The organism is Arthrobacter sp. 01T425 (assembly GCF_056398725.1).
Map to the genome: position 1 here is coordinate 43,774 of NZ_JBFTPY010000022.1, position 16,249 is coordinate 60,022.

The following is a 16,249-nucleotide window of genomic DNA, read 5'->3' on the forward strand; positions in this document are numbered from 1 at the left end:
TTGGCTACGCTGAAAATATGAGCGCATCCACGATTGATCTGGCAGTCATCCCGGGCGACGGCATCGGCCCGGAGGTCACCGCCGAAGCCCTGAAGGTCCTTGAAAAGGCCGCGGCCGCAGAAGGGATCGTGCTCCAGCAGACCCATTACAAGCTGGGGGCGGAGCACTGGCTCGCGACGGGGGAGACCCTCCCCGCGGCCACCCTCGCCGACCTCCGCACCCGCGACGCCATCTTGTTCGGCGCCGTCGGCGCGGCCCCCGGCGACACCCGGATCCCCTCCGGCATCATCGAGCGCGAGCTCCTGCTGAAGCTGCGCTTCAGCCTGGACCACTTCGTCAACCTGCGGCCCTCCCGCCTGTACACCGGCGTCGGCAGCCCGCTCGCGAACCCCGGCGAGATCGACTTCATCGTGGTCCGCGAGGGCACCGAGGGCCCTTACGTGGGCAACGGCGGCACGCTGCGCGCCGGCACCCCCCACGAGGTGGCCACCGAGGTGTCCCTGAACACCGCCCACGGCGTGGAGCGTGTGGTCCGCGACGCGTTCCGCCGGGCCAACGACCGCCCCCGCAAGAAGCTCACCCTCGTGCACAAGCACAACGTCCTGGTCTTCGCCGGCCAGCTCTGGAAGCGCACGGTCGAGGCCGTGGCCCAGGAGTTCCCCGACGTCACGCACGACTACCTGCACGTGGACGCCGCCACGATTTTCATGGTCACCGATCCGGCCCGGTTCGACGTGATCGTCACCGACAACCTGTTCGGCGACATCATCACCGACCTCGCGGCGGCCGTGACCGGCGGGATCGGCCTCGCCGCCTCCGGCAACCTCAACATGGACCGCACCGCGCCGTCCATGTTCGAACCGGTCCACGGGTCCGCCCCGGACATCGCCGGCCAGCAGAAGGCCGACCCCACCGCCGCCATCCTCTCCGCGGCGCTCCTGCTCGACCACCTCGGCTTCGCCGGCGCCGCCCGGAAGATCGAGGCGGCCGTCACGGCCGACGTCGAAGCCCGCGACGGCGCCGTCCGCACCACCAGCGCGATCGGCGACGCCATCGCGGCGGCGCTGTAGGCCCCGCCTGCATTTCCTGCACGGCAGGCGACTGCAGACACCGCAAAACCGTGCTGCCAACGGGCGTAAGCTTGTTTCGAATCACCAATATGCTGCCGTGGTCCGAGGGTGAACCACGTTCCCACACCAGGCAGCCGATCGTGGAGGAACCATGACTCAGACTGCCCATGGCGTCGAATTCACCCAGCACCTGTCGGAGACCCCGAAGTCTGCTGAAGAGCGTGCCGCCATCCTGGCAAACCCGGGATTCGGCGACTATTTCACCGACCACACCGCGATTGTGGACTACAGCGTCGACGCCGCCGGCAACGGCGGCTGGCACGACGCGCGCGTTGAGCCCTACGGCCCGATTTCCCTCGACCCGTCCGCCGCCGTGCTGCACTACGGCCAGGAGATCTTCGAGGGCCTCAAGGCCTACCGCCACGCCGACGGCTCGGTCTGGACGTTCCGGCCCGAGGCCAACGCCGCCCGGCTGAACAAGTCCGCCCGGCGCCTGGCCCTGCCCGAACTCCCGGAAGAGTACTTCCTCGGCGCCATCCGCGAGCTCGTCGCGGCAGACAAAGACTGGGTCCCCGCCGGCGACGGCGAAGCCCTGTACCTGCGGCCCTTCATGATCGCCACCGAGGCGTTCCTGGGCGTGCGGGCAGCGCGCGAGGTTTCCTTCCGCGTGATCGCCTCCCCGGCCGGCAACTACTTCGGCGGCGAACTCAAGCCCGTCTCCATCTGGATCTCGCGCGAATACGCCCGCGCCGGCCGCGGCGGAACAGGCGCCGCCAAGTGCGGCGGCAACTACGCTGCCTCGCTGATCGCCCAGCAGGAGGCCGAGGCCAACGGCTGCAAGCAGGTCCTCTTCCTGGACCAGTTCAACGACAACGCTGTCGAGGAACTCGGCGGCATGAACGTTTTCTTCGTCATGAAGGACGGCTCGCTCGTCACCCCGGCGCTCTCCGGCACCATCCTGGAGGGGATCACCCGGATGTCCGTGATCCAGGTGGCCCGGGACATGGGCCGTGAAGTCACCGAACGCAAGATCACCCTGGATGAGTGGCGCGACGGTGTTGCCTCGGGACACATTGCCGAGGTCTTCGCCTGCGGCACCGCCGCGGTCATCACCCCCATCGGCGTGCTCAAGGACACCACCGAGTTCATCGGTTCCGAGGACGCCACGGCGGGGGAGACCACCCTGGCCATCCGCGCCCAGCTGCTCGGGATCCAGACCGGCACCGTGGAGGACACCCACGGCTGGCTGACCCGGCTGGCCTAGCCACAGAACGTTTTAGTGCACGACGGCGGTCCCCACCTTCGGGTGAGGGCCGCCGTCGGCGTCTGTGGTCCCGGGCTGGGGCCAACGAAGCCCGATTCAATGCAAGGATGGGTCCGTGACCTCCGAGACATCCCGCGGCATTGTCCGCAGCAGTGAGCTGACCCGGTTCCGCCTCGCCCCGAATCCGGGCCCCATGAGCCTGGATGGAACCAACTCCTATCTCATTGGCGCCCCGGGGGCGGCGGCAAGGGTCGCCGTCGACCCCGGGCCCCTCGACGGGCCGCACCTTCAGGCGCTGGCCGGCGAGGGACCGGTCGAACTCATCCTGATCACGCACCGGCACGCAGACCACACCGCGGCCGCCGAGAGGTTTTCGGCCTTGACGGGCGCACCGGTCCGGGCCGCGGACCCCGCCCACTGCCACGGCGCACCCCCGCTGCAGGACGGCGAAACCATCCGGGCGGCCGGAACTGACATCCGGGTTCTGGCGACGCCGGGCCACACCTCGGATTCGCTGTGCTTCCACCTGCCGCAGGATGGCCCGCACGGCTCGGTGCTGACCGGGGACACGATTCTGGGCTCCGGAACCACGGTGCTGGACTACCCCGACGGCACCCTCCGGGACTACCTCGACTCGCTGGACCGGCTCGAACGCCTCGGGCCCGCCACGGTGCTCCCGGCCCACGGCCCCGTGCTGCCGGCCCTGGACGCCGTCGCCCGCGCCTACCGGGACCACCGGCGGGGCCGGCTCGAACAGGTCCGGGCAGCCCTCGCGGCACTGGGCGCCGCCGCCGATGTCCGCTCCGTCACGGACGCCGTGTACGCCGACGTCGACCCCTCCGTCCGCCGCGCCGCGGAGCTCTCCGTCGCCGCGCAGCTGGACTACCTGCGCACCGAGGGGACGGTAGGGTAGGAACCATGCGTATCGCCCGGTTTGTAGTCGATTCTGATCCCCTCTACGGCATCGTGGAAGGTGAGCCCGGCAGTGAGGAAGTCACTGTCATCAAGGGCGACCCCTTCTTCCACGGCGTGGAACGAACCCCCATGAAGCACAAGCTGGAGGACGTCCGCCTGCTGGCGCCGATCATCCCGCGCAGCAAGGTCATCGGCGTCGGCCGCAACTTCGCGGAGCACGCCCGGGAACTCGGCAACGAGGTCCCGGCGCAGCCCCTGCTGTTCCTCAAGCCCAACACCTCCGTGATCGGGCCCAACGATCCCATTGTCCTGCCGGAGTTCTCCGAGGACGTCTCCTTCGAGGCCGAACTGTGCGTCGTCATCGGCCGGATCTGCAAGGATGTGCCCGAGGACCGGGTCGATGATGTGATCTTCGGCTACACCTGCGGCAACGACCTCACCGCCCGCGACGTCCAGAAGACGGACCTGCAGTGGGCCCGGGCCAAGGGCTTCGACACCTCGGCCCCGCTCGGGCCGTGGATCGAGACCGAGCTCGACACCGAGGACCTGCAGATCCAGGGCCGGCTCAATGGCGAACTGCGCCAGGACGGCAGCACCAACCAGATGATCCGCGGCGTCCGGGAGCTCGTCTCCATCGTCTCGCAGGCCTTCACCCTGCTGCCCGGCGACGTCATCATGACCGGTACCCCGGCCGGCGTCGGCGCAGTGCAGGCAGGCGACCGCTATGAGGTCGAGATCGAGGGCATCGGACGGCTCTCCAACCCGGTGGTCCGCCGCTAACGGTTCTTCGCGCCGATTTCAGACAGCCGCCCCGTGGATCCACGGGGCGGCTGTCCGTTTCCGCAGCGGAAATCCGGACAAGTGGCGGTTGTAGAGATTGGTAATGTTGGTACCACTATGACTACTGCTCCCAGCTCCGCCCTTGCTGCCTCCACCGGTGAAGTCACCGCTGACACCCCGGTCCGTGTCCGGTTCTGCCCGTCACCCACGGGGACCCCGCACGTCGGCCTGATCCGCACCGCCCTGTTCAACTGGGCCCACGCCCGGCACACGAAGGGCACCTTTGTGTTCCGGATCGAGGACACGGACGCGGCCCGCGACTCGGAGGAGAGCTACCAGCAGCTGCTCGAGGCCCTCAAATGGCTCGGCATCACCTGGGAAGAGGGCGTGGAAGTCGGCGGCCCGCACGAGCCCTACCGCCAGTCGCAGCGCCTGGACCTCTACAAGGACGTCGTGGCCAAGCTGATCGACGCCGGTTACGCCTACGAGTGCTACTCCTCGCCGGAAGAAGTTGAAGCCCGCCACCGCGCCGCCGGCCGCGACCCGAAGCTCGGCTACGACAACTTCGACCGCGAACTCTCCGAGGACCAGCTCGCCGCGTTCAAGGCCGAGGGCCGCCAGCCTGTGCTGCGCGTCCGGATGCCCGACGAGGACGTCACGTTCACGGACATGGTCCGCGGCGAGATCACCTTCAAGGCCGGCAGCATCCCGGACTACGTCATTGTCCGCGCCGACGGCTCCCCGCTCTACACCCTGGTCAACCCCGTGGACGACGCCCTCATGGGCATCACCCACGTGCTCCGCGGCGAGGACCTGCTCTCCTCCACGCCCCGTCAGGTGGTGCTGATCCAGGCGCTGATGGACATCGGCGTCGCCAGCTACATGCCGGCCTTCGGCCACCTGCCGTACGTCATGGGCGAGGGCAACAAGAAGCTCTCCAAGCGCGACCCCCAGTCCAACCTGTTCCTGCTCCGGGACCGCGGCTTCATCCCCGAGGGCCTGCTGAACTACCTGTCCCTGCTCGGCTGGAGCCTCTCCGCCGACGAGGACATCTTCACCGTGGACCAGCTGATCGAGCACTTCGACGTCAACGACGTGCTGGCCAACCCGGCACGCTTCGACATCAAGAAGGCCGAAGCCATCAACGGCACCCACATCCGCATGCTCGGCGCCGAGGACTTCCGCGGCCGCCTGGTGCCCTACCTGCAGGCCGCCGGCTTCGTGGGGGAGAGCCTCACGGACCGCGATGAGGAGATCCTGGCCGAGGCCGCACCGCTGATCCAGGAGCGCATCTCGCTGCTGGGCGAGGCCCCCGAAATGGTCGCGTTCCTGTTCAAAGCCGACGACGCCATCGACGTCGCCGATGACGCCCGCAAGGGCCTGCCGGAGAACCTCACCGAGGTGCTCGACGCCGCCCTGGCCGCCCTGGAGCCCGTTGCCGACTGGACGGCCGAGAACATCCAGACCGCCCTGAAGGAAGCCCTCGTGGAAGGCCTCGGCGTCAAGCCGCGCCTGGCGTTCGGCCCGGTCCGCACGGCTGTCTCGGGCCGGCGGATCTCCCCGCCGCTGTTCGAGTCCATGGTCATCCTGGGCAAGGATTCCTCCCTGGCCCGCCTGCGCGCTTTCCGCGGCTGACATGCTGGCAGCGGGCCTGGGCGGCGGCGCTGTCCAGGGGGTTCTGTTCGACATCGATGACACCCTCGTGGACCTCGAATTCGCCATGACGGCGGCCCTCCGCGACGTCAGCGAGCACCTCCTGCCCGGCCTGGACGAGGCCGGGTGGGAGAGGTTCGGGCGGATCTTCACCCGCGAGACCACCCATTTCTACGACCGCTACCTGGCCGGCGAGATCACGTTCAATGAACAGCGCCTGCTCCGCGGCCGGGCGGCGCTGGGGTACTTCGGCGTCGAACTTGCCGACGGCGAACAGGCCCACCACTGGGTGAGTTCCTACGCGAGCCGCCAGCACGGCTACATCCGGGCGTTCGACGACGTCGGGCCCCTGCTGGACGCCCTGGACGCGGCCGGCATTCCCTACGGCGCCGTGAGCAACAACGTCCACGACTATCAGCGCGTGAAGCTGGACGCGGCCGGGCTGGACCGGATTACCGTTCTGGTTGGCACCGACACCGTTGGCGCCGCAAAGCCGGACCCGGCGATCTACCTCGAGGGTGTCCGGCGGATCGGTACGGGTCCCGGCCAAACGCTGTACGTCGGTGACAACCGGCTGCTCGATGCGGAAGGTTCGACGGCGGCCGGCCTCCTCGGCGTCTGGCTGAACCGCGGCGGGGAACCGGCCCCGGGCTTCCTGGGCCGCGAGGTCGGCTCCCTGCTGGACCTGCTGGCGGAACCCCCGCTGTAACGGGCGCCGCAACCGGCGCTGCAACCGGCACCGGAAGTTACCGTGGTCCGGCCTGCCTCTTCCGCAGCGCCAGGAAGGCGCCAACGGCGCCAAGGGCCAGCACCGCGACGAGTCCCAGTGCCGTGGCGGCGTCGGACTGCCGGAGCAAGCTGGTGGGCGACACCGCGGCAGCTCCGGAATACAGCGTGCCGGTGCCATCGGCAATCCGGGCGTTGCCGTCCGCGAGCTTATCCGCCCCCGTGGCCAGCTTCGAGGAGCCGGACGCCAGCTTGGTGCTGCCGGCCGAGAGTTCTGAGGCCCCGGAAGCCAGGGCCTGGGAGCCGCCCAGCAGGCCGGGGTTGGCAGGATCGGCCGGATTGCCCTTGATCCCGGCGTTCAGGGCCACGGTTCCGTCGGCCAGGCGAGAGCTGCCCTCGGTCATCCGGGCGGCGGCCTTGAGCAGGCCCGGGTGCTCGGGGTCGCCGGGGACCCCGTCCATCCCGACCCGGATCTTGGACGTGCCGTCGGCCAGAAGCCGGGTGCCAAGCACCACGCCCGGGCTGCCGGGGTCCTGGCTGTTGAGCTTCCCGGCCAGCGTCGCGAATCCGGCCTTGAGCTTGCCCGTTCCTGCGTTCAGCTGGCCCGCGCCGTCCTGCAGCCGCTGAGCGCCGGCCTGCAGCTGGCTGGCACCGGCGTCGAGCTTGTGCGCGCCCGCGGTGATCTTGGCGATCTTGTCTTTCACCACCGAAAGCGGAACGAGCCCCTTGACCGGGTCATCCGCCGCCTCCTCCAGCAGTTCCAGCGCCTGAGCCAGGGCCGCGGTCCCGGTTCCGGCCTCCGGATTGCCGTTGGCGCCGCGGTAGCCCTTGAGCTGGTCCGTGCCGCCTGCCAGCGCTGCGGTGCCGCCGGCCAGCCGGGCAGCGCCGCCGTCGAGCCGGGTGGCCCCGTCGGCGAGGTTGTTCTCTGCGTTGCCCGCCGGCGTCGGCGTCAGCGCGGCCGAAAGCTGCACGGCCCCCGCCGCGAGCTTCTGCGCACCGTCGTCGACTTTGTAGACGCCGGGGGCCAGCTTGCTGGTGACGTCGGCTTCGATCTTGACGGCACCTTCGGCCATCTGGCCGGCACCGGCCTGGAGCTTGTCCGCCCCTGGTGCCAGCTGGGTGCTGATGCCCGAGGAGATCTTTTCCGCCCCCGCGGAAAGTTTTCCGGCCCCGGTATCGGCCAGGCTGGCGCCGTTGGCGAGTTTCCCGGCGCCGTCGTCCAGCTGGCCGGCTCCGGCGGACGCCTGGGCGGCCCCGTCCTTGAGCGTGGCCGAACCGTCCGTGATGCGGCCCGTGACGAGGGTATAGAACCCCAGCAGGGCCATGAGCAGCAACGCCAGGGTGGCGATGGCGATTTGCTGCGCACGGGTCCGGGTCTTGCTGATAGCGGCACGACTCTGTGGCACATGATTCCTCTCGACGTTCCCGCCGGCAGCGGCTCTGCTGTCGGCCACCCCAGCAGCTGTGACGCAGCTAACACCGGAAAATGAGCGCAAAGCTGCCCGCAACGGAGTGGGGGAGGGGTGGTTACTCGTTGGTAACTTACCGAGCGTAAACGTGTTTCCGCCGGATTGGCAAGGGCTGGCGCGGGTATTGCGGCCATCGACGCCGCGCGCGGCCCGCCCCGGCGGCCCGATCCCGCCGCCGTACGCCCGATTTGTGGAAGTGAAAACTCTCGGGTAAAGTAATTACTCGTGCTGAGGCGCCGGGAGCGAGGGTTTAGGCCCAAACATCCGGAGCGAAAGTGCCTTTGGGATATGGTGTAATTGGCAACACTACGGTTTCTGGTACCGTCATTCTAGGTTCGAGTCCTGGTATCCCAGCTCTGAAGTTCCGCGGGTTTCCGCTGAAATTCGGAAGTTTTGAATCGGCTGGTCCGATTTGAAACGGCGGCCAAATGTATGAAACAATCATTTGGCTTGAATGGCAGAAATGCTGTTCAGGAAGTACGCGGCCCCATCGTATAGCGGCCTAGTACGCTGCCCTCTCACGGCGGTAACGCGGGTTCGAATCCCGCTGGGGTCACAATGAAAACGGTCCCGGGCATCAGCCCGGGGCCGTTTTTCGTTTCCCCCGATGGCTGGGCTTCCAGGCGAGACTCGTCCGCCGGCGTATTGCCGGCGCTCCGAGTCCCGCTAGGCGCTGCGCATGGCGCTTTGGTTCCGCGCAGCGGCGCCCCCGCAGGAACCACGTTCTGAACTGGCATGATGATGCAGTGAGCTCCCATGAAACCGGCCCCGGGGCCGCAACCGGCGTGGCCCTCCTGGAGGCAGTGCGGCATGACCTCGCGGCCCTCCGGCTGCCGCTCGCCCTGCCCGGGACGGACCAAACGCGCCTGGACCTTCGAAGGGCCGTGGCTCAACTCGATGACTACATCCTGCCCCGGTACCGCAGCCTCGACGCGCCCCTGCTGGCCGTGGTGGGCGGTTCCACCGGGGCCGGAAAATCCACCCTGGTCAACGCCCTGGTGGGCCACCCCGTCACGCGGGCCGGTGCGATCCGCCCCACCACCCGCCAGCCCATCCTGCTGCACCATCCCGCCGACGCCGCCTGGTTTGAGGGCCAGCGGGTGCTGCCGGCCCTGGGCCGCATCCGGGGTGCCCTCGTGGACGGCCGGGCGCCGGCCCCGGCTGATGCGGCGTTGGATCCCGGCCCGGTGACCTCCCTGGTCCTTGTCTCCGACTCGGCGGTCCCGCCCGGAATCGCCCTGGTCGACGCGCCCGACGTCGACTCCATTTCCGAGAACAACCGGCAGCTGGCCGGGCAGTTGCTTGCCGCCGCAGACCTCTGGGTGTTTGTCACCACAGCCAACCGGTATGCCGACGCCGTGCCCTGGCGCCTGCTCCTGGATGCGGCCTCCCGCGACATCATGGTGGCCGTGGTCCTGGACCGGGTGCCGCCAGCGGCGGAAGCGGAGGTTAGCGCGGATCTGCAGGCCATGCTCAGCCGGGAAGGGCTGGGGGCCGCCAAACTGTTTGTGGTGCCGGAGCTGCCGCTGGGTGCCGCGGGGATGCTTCCTGCAGGGGCCGTCGAGCCGCTGCGCGTTTGGCTCGGGAAGCTGGCCGGGGACGCCGCGGGACGGGCCGGAATCGCCCGGCGCACCCTCAACGGCACCCTCCTCGCGCTCGCCCACCGCGCCGACGCGGGGGAGCGGGCGCTGTCCGAACAGCAGCACGCAGCCGATGTTCTCGCAGCCGACGCCCGCAACGCCTATGACGACGCCGTAGCCAGGATCCTCGAGGCCACCCGCGACGGCGCACTGCTGCGCGGCGAAGTGCTGGCGCGCTGGCAGGACTTCGTCGGGACCGGGGAATTCTTCCGCGCCATGGAACAGAACATCGGACGCTTCCGTGACCGCGTGGGCGCGTTCGTCCGGGGTGAACCGGCGCCTGCGGTCAGGGTGGAAACCGCGATCGAAACGGGACTGCAGGCGGTCATTGTCGATCAAGCCGCCAAGGCCGCCGAGCACACCGACCAGCGGTGGCGTTCAGACCCCGCCGGAAGGCAGGTGCTGGGCACCGACGATCTTTCCGGTGCCTCCGAGGGCTTCGCGGATGCTGTGGCGGCCGAAATCCGCGCTTGGCAGGGGAGCCTGATGGAACTCATCCGCACCGAAGGCCAGGGCAAGCGCACCCAGGCCCGCTGGTTGTCCTTCGGAATCAACGGCCTCGGCGCTGCCTTGATGATTGTGGTGTTCTCCATGACCGCGGGCCTGACCGGGCTTGAGATCGGAGTTGCCGGCGGCACCGCCGTCGTGGGTCAGCGCCTCCTGGAGGCAGTATTCGGGGAGGACGCCGTCCGCCGGCTGGCCCGGACCGCGCGCGAAGACCTGCATCTGCGGTGCCAGGGCCTGCTGGCTGCGGAGTGTCGGCGGTTCTTGACCCGGCTGGAGGTCGACGGCGGCGTGCCGCCCTCAGCCATTGCCGGGCATGCGGCGGCACTGCGCCGGCTGGCGGCCACGTCATGAGCCGTCATGCGGCCGCCCGCGAGACGTCCCAGCTCGATCGCAGGCTGGAAGCGCTCAACAGCGCCACGGAGCTCTCATCCGGAGTCCTCCCGGAGGAGATCCTGGCCGGTGTCCTGCAGGTGCTCGACCGCGCGAGTTCGCGGCGGTCGCTGTCCGGAGACCACACGGTGGTCGGGTTTTTTGGAGCCACCGGCAGCGGCAAGTCATCGCTTTTCAATGCCGTAAGCGGCGAGGAGATCGCGACGGCGGCCGTGCGCAGGCCGACCACCACCGAGCCGCTGGCGGGCATTTGGGGCGTCCAGGGCAGCGATGCGCTGCTGGATTGGCTGGAGGTCCGAAAGCGCCACGCTGCGGCACCGATCAAAGGGTTCGCCGACGACGACACCGGGCTGATCCTTCTGGACCTGCCGGACTTTGACTCGACCAGGGCCGCCAACCGTGAGATTGTGCAGCGGATGGTGGGCCTGGTGGACGTCCTCGTCTGGGTCGTCGATCCGCAGAAATATGCCGACGCCGCCGTGCACAACGATTTCCTGGCACCGCTGTCCTCGCACGGGGCCGTGACGATCGTGGTGCTCAACCAAATCGACAGGCTCCCGGAGCACGAGGTCCGGCCGGTCCTGGAATCCCTCACAGCTATCCTGGCGCGGGACGGGCTGGACAAAGTTCAGGTCCTCGGGGCTTCCGCCGTGCTGGGGACGGGGGTGGACAAGGTGCGGGCCGCGATCCGGCAGGTGGCGATGCAGCGTAAAGCGATGTCACAGCGACTTGCGGCAGATGTCACGCTGGCCGCCGCCCGGCTTGCCGAGGCGTCCGGCCTGCCCACGGGTGGCACGACGGCCGCCGGTGGCGGGACGGCCGCCGGTGCGACGGCGGCGGCCAAGGCCCGGCTGGCGGGGGAGTTGGCTGTGGCCGCCAATGTGCCGTTGGTGGTCGACGCCGTCGCCCGGTCCTACCGGCTGGAGGCAACCCGGCGCACGGGCTGGCCCGTGACCCGCTGGCTGGCCAGATTCCGGCCGGATCCGTTGCGGCGTCTGAACCTGCGCCGCGAGGGAGCCAAGCCTGAGCTGAACCGGACCTCGCTGCCGCCTGCCGGGGCGCCGGAACAGGCGCGGACCGATGCCGCCGTCCGGGAATTCGCTGAGGCGGCGTCCGCCGGTGCCCCTGGCCCGTGGCGGGCGGCCATCCGCGGCGCCGCCCGGGAAGGAAACGACCGGCTGCCGGATGCACTGGACCAGGCAATTGCCTCCACAGAGTTGTCCGCTGGCAGGAAGTCCTGGTGGTGGGGTGGGTTCAACACGGTTCAGTGGCTCGCCTTGGTGACGGCCCTGGCCGGGTTCGCGTGGCTGGGAGTCCTGGCTGCGATCGGCTACCTGCAACTGCCGGTGCCAGAGGTCCCACGGGTCCAGGGCTGGCCGGTTCCTACGGTGATGATCGCCGGGGGAGTGCTGCTGGGCATCGTCCTGGCGATTGGGGCGCGGTTCATCTCCGGAGCCGCGGCAGCGTCACGCAGTGCCGTGGCACGGAAGCGACTGACAGCCGCCGTCGCCGTCGTCGCGGGGGAACTCGTCGTGGCGCCCGTGGAACGTGAGCTCAGCCGCCTGGCGAAGTTCATGGCAGCGCTGAAGGCCGCCGCGGGTCGGCAGTGAGCCGTCCGTGCGGGTCCGGCCGGATGCGGCCTGCCTAAATCCCGGCCGCGGCGTCGCGGACCTTGATCATGGTGCGGAGGTTGCGTGTGGTGGTGGCAGCCTTGTACTTCGCCTTCGAGGAGAGCTTGCTGAAAGGGCTGTCCAGAGTGCCGCCGGCGGGGGCGAGCCAGGCCAGGGCTTCCGGGCCCAGCCGGGTGAGCTCGGCCCCGTCCAAGGCCCTGCCTGCCTCGAGCAGCTCCGAGAGGACCTCTTCATCAGAGGCGAGCGTCAGGTACGTATGGGTGGACGCGTCGTCGGCCGGGTAGGGGCAGGCCTCCACCAGTGCTGCCACACGGCCCGCGGTGAGCACCACCACCCAGGCGTCGTAGCCGAAGGTTTCCCGCAGGCACGCCTCGAATTCCTTTTTGACGCCGGCCGGATCCAGCTCGCTGGCCAGCACGACGTTGCCGCTGGCCAACAGGGTCACGACACCCGAAAATGGCCGGGACTTCAGGGCGTTCTTGAGATCGGCCATCTTGATATTGATGCCGCCCACGTTGATGCCCCGCAGGAAGACCACATAGCTGTTCATGGGCACAGCATACTTAGTCGTTGGTCTTGCGCAGCGCTTCCGTCAGGACACGGCCGGCGTTGCAGACCACTTCGGCGTGCAGGCGCCCCGGTTGGCGGGTCAGGCGCTCGATCGGGCCGGAGATGGACACCGCGGCAATCACGCGGCCGGACGGCCCGCGGACGGGGGCCGAAACGGAGGCGACACCGGGCTCGCGTTCGCCGAGGCTCTGGCCCCAGCCCCGGCGTCGTACTCCGGCCAGGACGGTGGGGGTGAAGCGGGCGGACTGGAGGCCTTCCAGGAGGCGGTCGTGGTCCTCCCACGCCAGCAGCACCTGGGCGGCGGAGCCGGCCTTCATGGACAGCTGGGTGCCGACGGGGATGGTGTCGCGCAGCCCGATCGGGCGTTCGGCGGAGGCCACGCAGACGCGCCAGTCACCCTGGCGGCGGAAGATTTGGGCGCTTTCGCCGGTGGCGTCGCGCAGCTGCATGAGCACGGGGCCGGCGGAGGCGATGAGGCGGTCCTCGCCGGCGGCGGAGGCCAGTTCCACCAGACGGCTCCCGAGCACGAAGCGGCCCTGGATATCGCGGCTCACGAGCCTGTGGTGCACCAGCGCGAGAGCCAGCCGGTGCACGGTGGGCCGGGCCAGTCCCGTGGCCGCCACCAGCTGCGCCAAGGTGGTGGGGCCGGCCTCAAGTGCGTCAAGCACATGGGCCGCTTTATCGATGACACCGACTCCACTAGAATTGTCCATGTAATGATATTGACGTCTCATTATCTGAGATGCAAGTCAACGCGCTGGCGTATTACTTGGCTGTGCTGGTTCAGTGGAGGAGATAGTCCGTCGGAACGCACAATACTTACCGCAGTGAAGGGAGCAGGCCGTGGCAAAGACACTGGCCGAGAAGGTCTGGGACGCGCACGTAGTGCGCAAGGGGGACGGCGAAGGAGCCAACGCCCAGCCGGATCTCCTCTTCATTGACCTCCACCTGGTGCACGAGGTGACGTCGCCGCAGGCCTTTGAAGGTCTGCGGCTCGCCGGCCGCAAGCTGCGCCGTCCGGACCTCACCATCGCCACCGAGGACCACAACACTCCCACGCTGGATATCGACAAGCCAATTGCCGATCTCACCAGCCGGACCCAGATCCAGACCCTGCGCAACAACTGCCAGGAGTTTGGCGTCCGCCTGCACTCCCTCGGCGACGCCGAACAGGGAATCGTGCACGTGGTGGGCCCCCAGCTGGGCCTCACACAGCCCGGCATGACCGTGGTCTGCGGTGACTCGCACACCTCAACCCACGGCGCCTTCGGAGCGCTCGCCATGGGCATCGGCACCTCCGAGGTGGAGCACGTCATGGCCACCCAGACGCTGTCCCTGAAGCCGTTCAAGACCATGGCGATCAATGTTGAGGGCACGCTGCGCCCCGGCGTGAGCGCCAAGGACATCATCCTGGCCGTCATCGCCAAGATCGGCACCGGCGGCGGGCAGGGCTACGTGCTGGAATACCGCGGCTCCGCCATCCGTGCGCTGTCCATGGAAGCCCGGATGACCATCTGCAACATGTCCATCGAGGCCGGCGCCCGCGCCGGGCTGGTGGCTCCGGACCAGACCACTTACGACTACATGCACGGCCGCCCGCATGCGCCCGAGGGCGCCGACTGGGATGCCGCCGTCGAATACTGGAACACGCTGCACACCGACGACGACGCAGCGTTCGACGTCGAGGTGGACCTCGACGCCGACACCCTGGAACCGTTCGTGACGTGGGGAACCAACCCGGGCCAGGGCGTGTCGCTGTCCGCAAAGGTGCCGTCGCCCGATGACTTCGGCGATGAAAACGCCAAGGCCGCCGCCGAACGCGCCCTGCAGTACATGGGGCTCGAGGCCGGCACCCCGATGAAGGACATCCGGGTGGACACGGTGTTCCTGGGCTCCTGCACGAACTCCCGGATGGAGGACCTCCGGGCCGCCGCCGACATCATCCGGGGCCGGACCAAGGACCCGGCCGTGCGCATGCTGGTGGTGCCCGGCTCCGCCCGCGTCCGGCTCGAGGCTGAAGCCGAGGGCCTGGACAAGGTCTTCAAGGACTTCGGGGCCGAGTGGCGCTTCGCCGGCTGCTCCATGTGCCTGGGCATGAACCCGGACCAGCTGGAGGTGGGGGAGCGCTGCGCCTCCACGTCCAACCGCAACTTCGAGGGGCGCCAGGGCAAGGGCGGCCGCACCCACCTCGTCTCGCCCGTGGTCGCTGCGGCGACGGCAGTCCGAGGCACCCTGAGTTCGCCGTCGGATCTGGACCCTGCTCCGGAGTCCGCGGCGGTCCGAGTCGGCGCCGCGTAGTCTCCGCCTTTCCCGCCCAGATCCGAAGCCTCGCTCCACACAGCCTCGATCCATACAGTTTCGATCCACATAGTCCCGAAGGATCCGCCATGGAAAAGTTCACCACTCACACCGGAATCGGTGTCCCGCTGCGCCAGAGCAACGTCGACACGGACCAGATCATCCCCGCCGTGTACCTCAAGCGCATCACGCGCACCGGCTTTGAGGACGCGCTCTTCGCCGCGTGGCGCAAGGACCCGTCCTTCATCCTGAACCAGGCGCCGTTCAATGCAGGATCCGTTCTGGTGGCCGGTCCCGACTTCGGCACCGGCTCCTCACGCGAGCACGCCGTCTGGGCGCTGAAGGACTTCGGCTTCAAGACGGTCCTGTCCTCCCGCTTTGCCGACATCTTCCGCGGCAACTCCGGCAAGCAGGGCCTGCTTGCCGCCGAAGTCGCCCAGGATGACATCGAGCTCATTTGGAAAGAACTTGAAAACGCCCCGGGTACCGAGGTGACGGTGGACCTCGTGTCCAAGACCGTGCAGTGCGGCAACATTGTGGCTCCGTTCGAGATTGATGACTACACGCGGTGGCGCCTCCTCGAGGGCCTGGACGACATCGGGCTGACCCTGAAGCACGAACCCGACATCACCGCGTACGAGGCCACCCGGCCTTCCTTCAAGCCCAAGACGCTGCCCGCCCGGTTGTCGTAGAGTTCCAGACCTGAGGCTCCTGGTTGTCCTAATGTTCCGGACCTGAGGCTCCCGGGCCTAGGGCCAGAGCCCAGTGATGTGCCTGGCACTGCGCCTGGTGATGTGCCGCCGTCGAGTTGTAAGACTCGACGGCGGCACACGTGTTTGTGCGGTGCTCGCGTTTTGTCCGGCCCTCATCGCGCTTTGTACGGCCCTCATAGCACTTAGGCCGCCGCGACGGCAACGCGTTTGCGGCTCTTGAGGGCCTTCGCCCGTACCCGGATCAGGTGAAGCTGGCGGGAACCGGGCTCGGAGCCTGGCTGGTCTGCGGCTGATGGCCGGAGCGGTGTTCCCGGCAGGGGTGGCGAGGTGGAACGGTACGTGTGGCCGGTGGGGGTGGTGAGTTCGATGGTGTGCCTCGCGCCGATGCTCGAGGCGGATCCGGGTGCGGCTTCGGGGCTGGGGCGTGCTTTCCAGCCGGGGGTTTCTTTGGTGTGGTTGCAGGCTTCGCAAAGTCCGGCGGCGTTGCCCGTGGTGGTCGGGCCGCCGGTGTGCCAGGGAATGATGTGGTCCAGGTGGCGGATGGGCGCGTCGCAGTACGGGGTGCGGCAGGTGTCGTCGCGGGCCTGGATGAAGCGGCGGTGCCCGGGCGGGAAGAGCCGGGC

At 68.8% G+C, this 16,249-nt stretch carries 14 protein-coding genes and 2 tRNA genes; 12 read left to right on the forward strand and 4 right to left on the reverse strand.

Annotated elements, in window-relative coordinates:
* The first annotated feature begins 17 nt into the window (after positions 1–17).
* The 6 genes from AC1DNG_RS19200 to AC1DNG_RS19225 all read left to right on the forward strand — a co-directional run bounded on the left by AC1DNG_RS19200 (position 18) and on the right by AC1DNG_RS19225 (position 6,391).
* A complete protein-coding gene (locus AC1DNG_RS19200; RefSeq protein ID WP_476888023.1) occupies positions 18–1,070 on the forward strand; it encodes a 3-isopropylmalate dehydrogenase in 1,053 nt (350 codons plus the stop codon).
* Positions 1,071–1,221: 151 nt separating this feature from the next.
* The gene (locus tag AC1DNG_RS19205) at positions 1,222–2,334 is read left to right on the forward strand and encodes a branched-chain amino acid aminotransferase (RefSeq protein ID WP_476888024.1); all 1,113 of its coding nucleotides are present in this window, start codon (positions 1,222–1,224) and stop codon (positions 2,332–2,334) included.
* 115 nt (positions 2,335–2,449) lie between these two features.
* A complete protein-coding gene (locus AC1DNG_RS19210; RefSeq protein ID WP_476888025.1) occupies positions 2,450–3,247 on the forward strand; it encodes an MBL fold metallo-hydrolase in 798 nt (265 codons plus the stop codon).
* A gap of 5 nt (positions 3,248–3,252) precedes the next feature.
* A complete protein-coding gene (locus AC1DNG_RS19215) occupies positions 3,253–4,029 on the forward strand; it encodes a fumarylacetoacetate hydrolase family protein (RefSeq protein WP_026538927.1) in 777 nt (258 codons plus the stop codon).
* A 117-nt stretch (positions 4,030–4,146) separates the two neighbouring features.
* Positions 4,147–5,664, forward strand: coding sequence for a glutamate--tRNA ligase (gene gltX, locus AC1DNG_RS19220; protein ID WP_476888026.1), 1,518 nt, complete (start codon positions 4,147–4,149; stop codon positions 5,662–5,664).
* Between the two features lies 1 nt (position 5,665).
* Positions 5,666–6,391, forward strand: a complete 726-nt coding sequence (locus AC1DNG_RS19225; protein ID WP_476857796.1) for an HAD family hydrolase — start codon at positions 5,666–5,668, stop codon at positions 6,389–6,391.
* Positions 6,392–6,428: 37 nt separating this feature from the next.
* Here AC1DNG_RS19225 and AC1DNG_RS19230 read toward each other — a convergent pair whose 3' ends face one another.
* On the reverse strand, positions 6,429–7,814 hold the full coding sequence (locus AC1DNG_RS19230) for a hypothetical protein (protein ID WP_476857795.1): 1,386 nt from the start codon (positions 7,812–7,814) through the stop codon (positions 6,429–6,431).
* 345 nt (positions 7,815–8,159) lie between these two features.
* Between AC1DNG_RS19230 and AC1DNG_RS19235 the strand changes: the two genes are divergently transcribed.
* From AC1DNG_RS19235 to AC1DNG_RS19250, 4 genes are all read left to right on the forward strand, one after another.
* A tRNA-Gln gene (locus AC1DNG_RS19235) sits at positions 8,160–8,231 on the forward strand.
* 129 nt (positions 8,232–8,360) lie between these two features.
* A tRNA-Glu gene (locus AC1DNG_RS19240) sits at positions 8,361–8,433 on the forward strand.
* Positions 8,434–8,602: 169 nt separating this feature from the next.
* Positions 8,603–10,375: a dynamin family protein gene (locus AC1DNG_RS19245; protein WP_476888030.1), complete on the forward strand. Its 1,773-nt coding sequence runs from the start codon at positions 8,603–8,605 to the stop codon at positions 10,373–10,375.
* Positions 10,372–12,024 carry a GTPase gene (locus AC1DNG_RS19250; RefSeq protein WP_476857794.1) on the forward strand — a complete coding sequence of 551 codons (1,653 nt, stop codon included), beginning with the start codon at positions 10,372–10,374 and terminating at the stop codon, positions 12,022–12,024. Before AC1DNG_RS19245 ends, AC1DNG_RS19250 begins: the two co-directional genes overlap by 4 nt.
* 34 nt (positions 12,025–12,058) lie before the next feature.
* Here AC1DNG_RS19250 and AC1DNG_RS19255 read toward each other — a convergent pair whose 3' ends face one another.
* Positions 12,059–12,595, reverse strand: coding sequence for a DUF1697 domain-containing protein (locus AC1DNG_RS19255; protein ID WP_476857793.1), 537 nt, complete (start codon positions 12,593–12,595; stop codon positions 12,059–12,061).
* A gap of 13 nt (positions 12,596–12,608) precedes the next feature.
* Positions 12,609–13,328 (reverse strand): IclR family transcriptional regulator, encoded by a 720-nt coding sequence (locus AC1DNG_RS19260; protein WP_026266447.1) that lies wholly within the window; start codon positions 13,326–13,328, stop codon positions 12,609–12,611.
* Between the two features lie 130 nt (positions 13,329–13,458).
* On the opposite strand from AC1DNG_RS19260, the gene leuC reads away from it, so the two are divergent.
* Both leuC and leuD read left to right on the forward strand, forming a co-directional pair.
* Entirely contained in the window at positions 13,459–14,913 is a 1,455-nt protein-coding gene (gene leuC / locus AC1DNG_RS19265; protein WP_223916419.1) for a 3-isopropylmalate dehydratase large subunit, read from the forward strand.
* An 89-nt stretch (positions 14,914–15,002) separates the two neighbouring features.
* Positions 15,003–15,605 (forward strand): 3-isopropylmalate dehydratase small subunit, encoded by a 603-nt coding sequence (gene leuD / locus AC1DNG_RS19270; protein WP_018773513.1) that lies wholly within the window; start codon positions 15,003–15,005, stop codon positions 15,603–15,605.
* A 203-nt stretch (positions 15,606–15,808) separates the two neighbouring features.
* Here leuD and AC1DNG_RS19275 read toward each other — a convergent pair.
* Positions 15,809–16,249 (reverse strand): HNH endonuclease (locus AC1DNG_RS19275; RefSeq protein ID WP_476888027.1); only part of this gene is annotated, 441 nt, incomplete at its 5' end.

Coding starts and splice junctions, on each gene's coding strand:
- AC1DNG_RS19200 (WP_476888023.1), top strand. CDS start 18: ATGAGCGCATCCACGATTGATCTGGCAGTCATCCCGGGCGACGGCATC.
- AC1DNG_RS19205 (WP_476888024.1), top strand. CDS start 1,222: ATGACTCAGACTGCCCATGGCGTCGAATTCACCCAGCACCTGTCGGAG.
- AC1DNG_RS19215 (WP_026538927.1), top strand. CDS start 3,253: ATGCGTATCGCCCGGTTTGTAGTCGATTCTGATCCCCTCTACGGCATC.
- gltX (WP_476888026.1), top strand. CDS start 4,147: ATGACTACTGCTCCCAGCTCCGCCCTTGCTGCCTCCACCGGTGAAGTC.
- AC1DNG_RS19225 (WP_476857796.1), top strand. CDS start 5,666: ATGCTGGCAGCGGGCCTGGGCGGCGGCGCTGTCCAGGGGGTTCTGTTC.
- AC1DNG_RS19250 (WP_476857794.1), top strand. CDS start 10,372: ATGAGCCGTCATGCGGCCGCCCGCGAGACGTCCCAGCTCGATCGCAGG.
- AC1DNG_RS19255 (WP_476857793.1), bottom strand. CDS start 12,595: ATGAACAGCTATGTGGTCTTCCTGCGGGGCATCAACGTGGGCGGCATC.
- AC1DNG_RS19260 (WP_026266447.1), bottom strand. CDS start 13,328: ATGGACAATTCTAGTGGAGTCGGTGTCATCGATAAAGCGGCCCATGTG.
- leuD (WP_018773513.1), top strand. CDS start 15,003: ATGGAAAAGTTCACCACTCACACCGGAATCGGTGTCCCGCTGCGCCAG.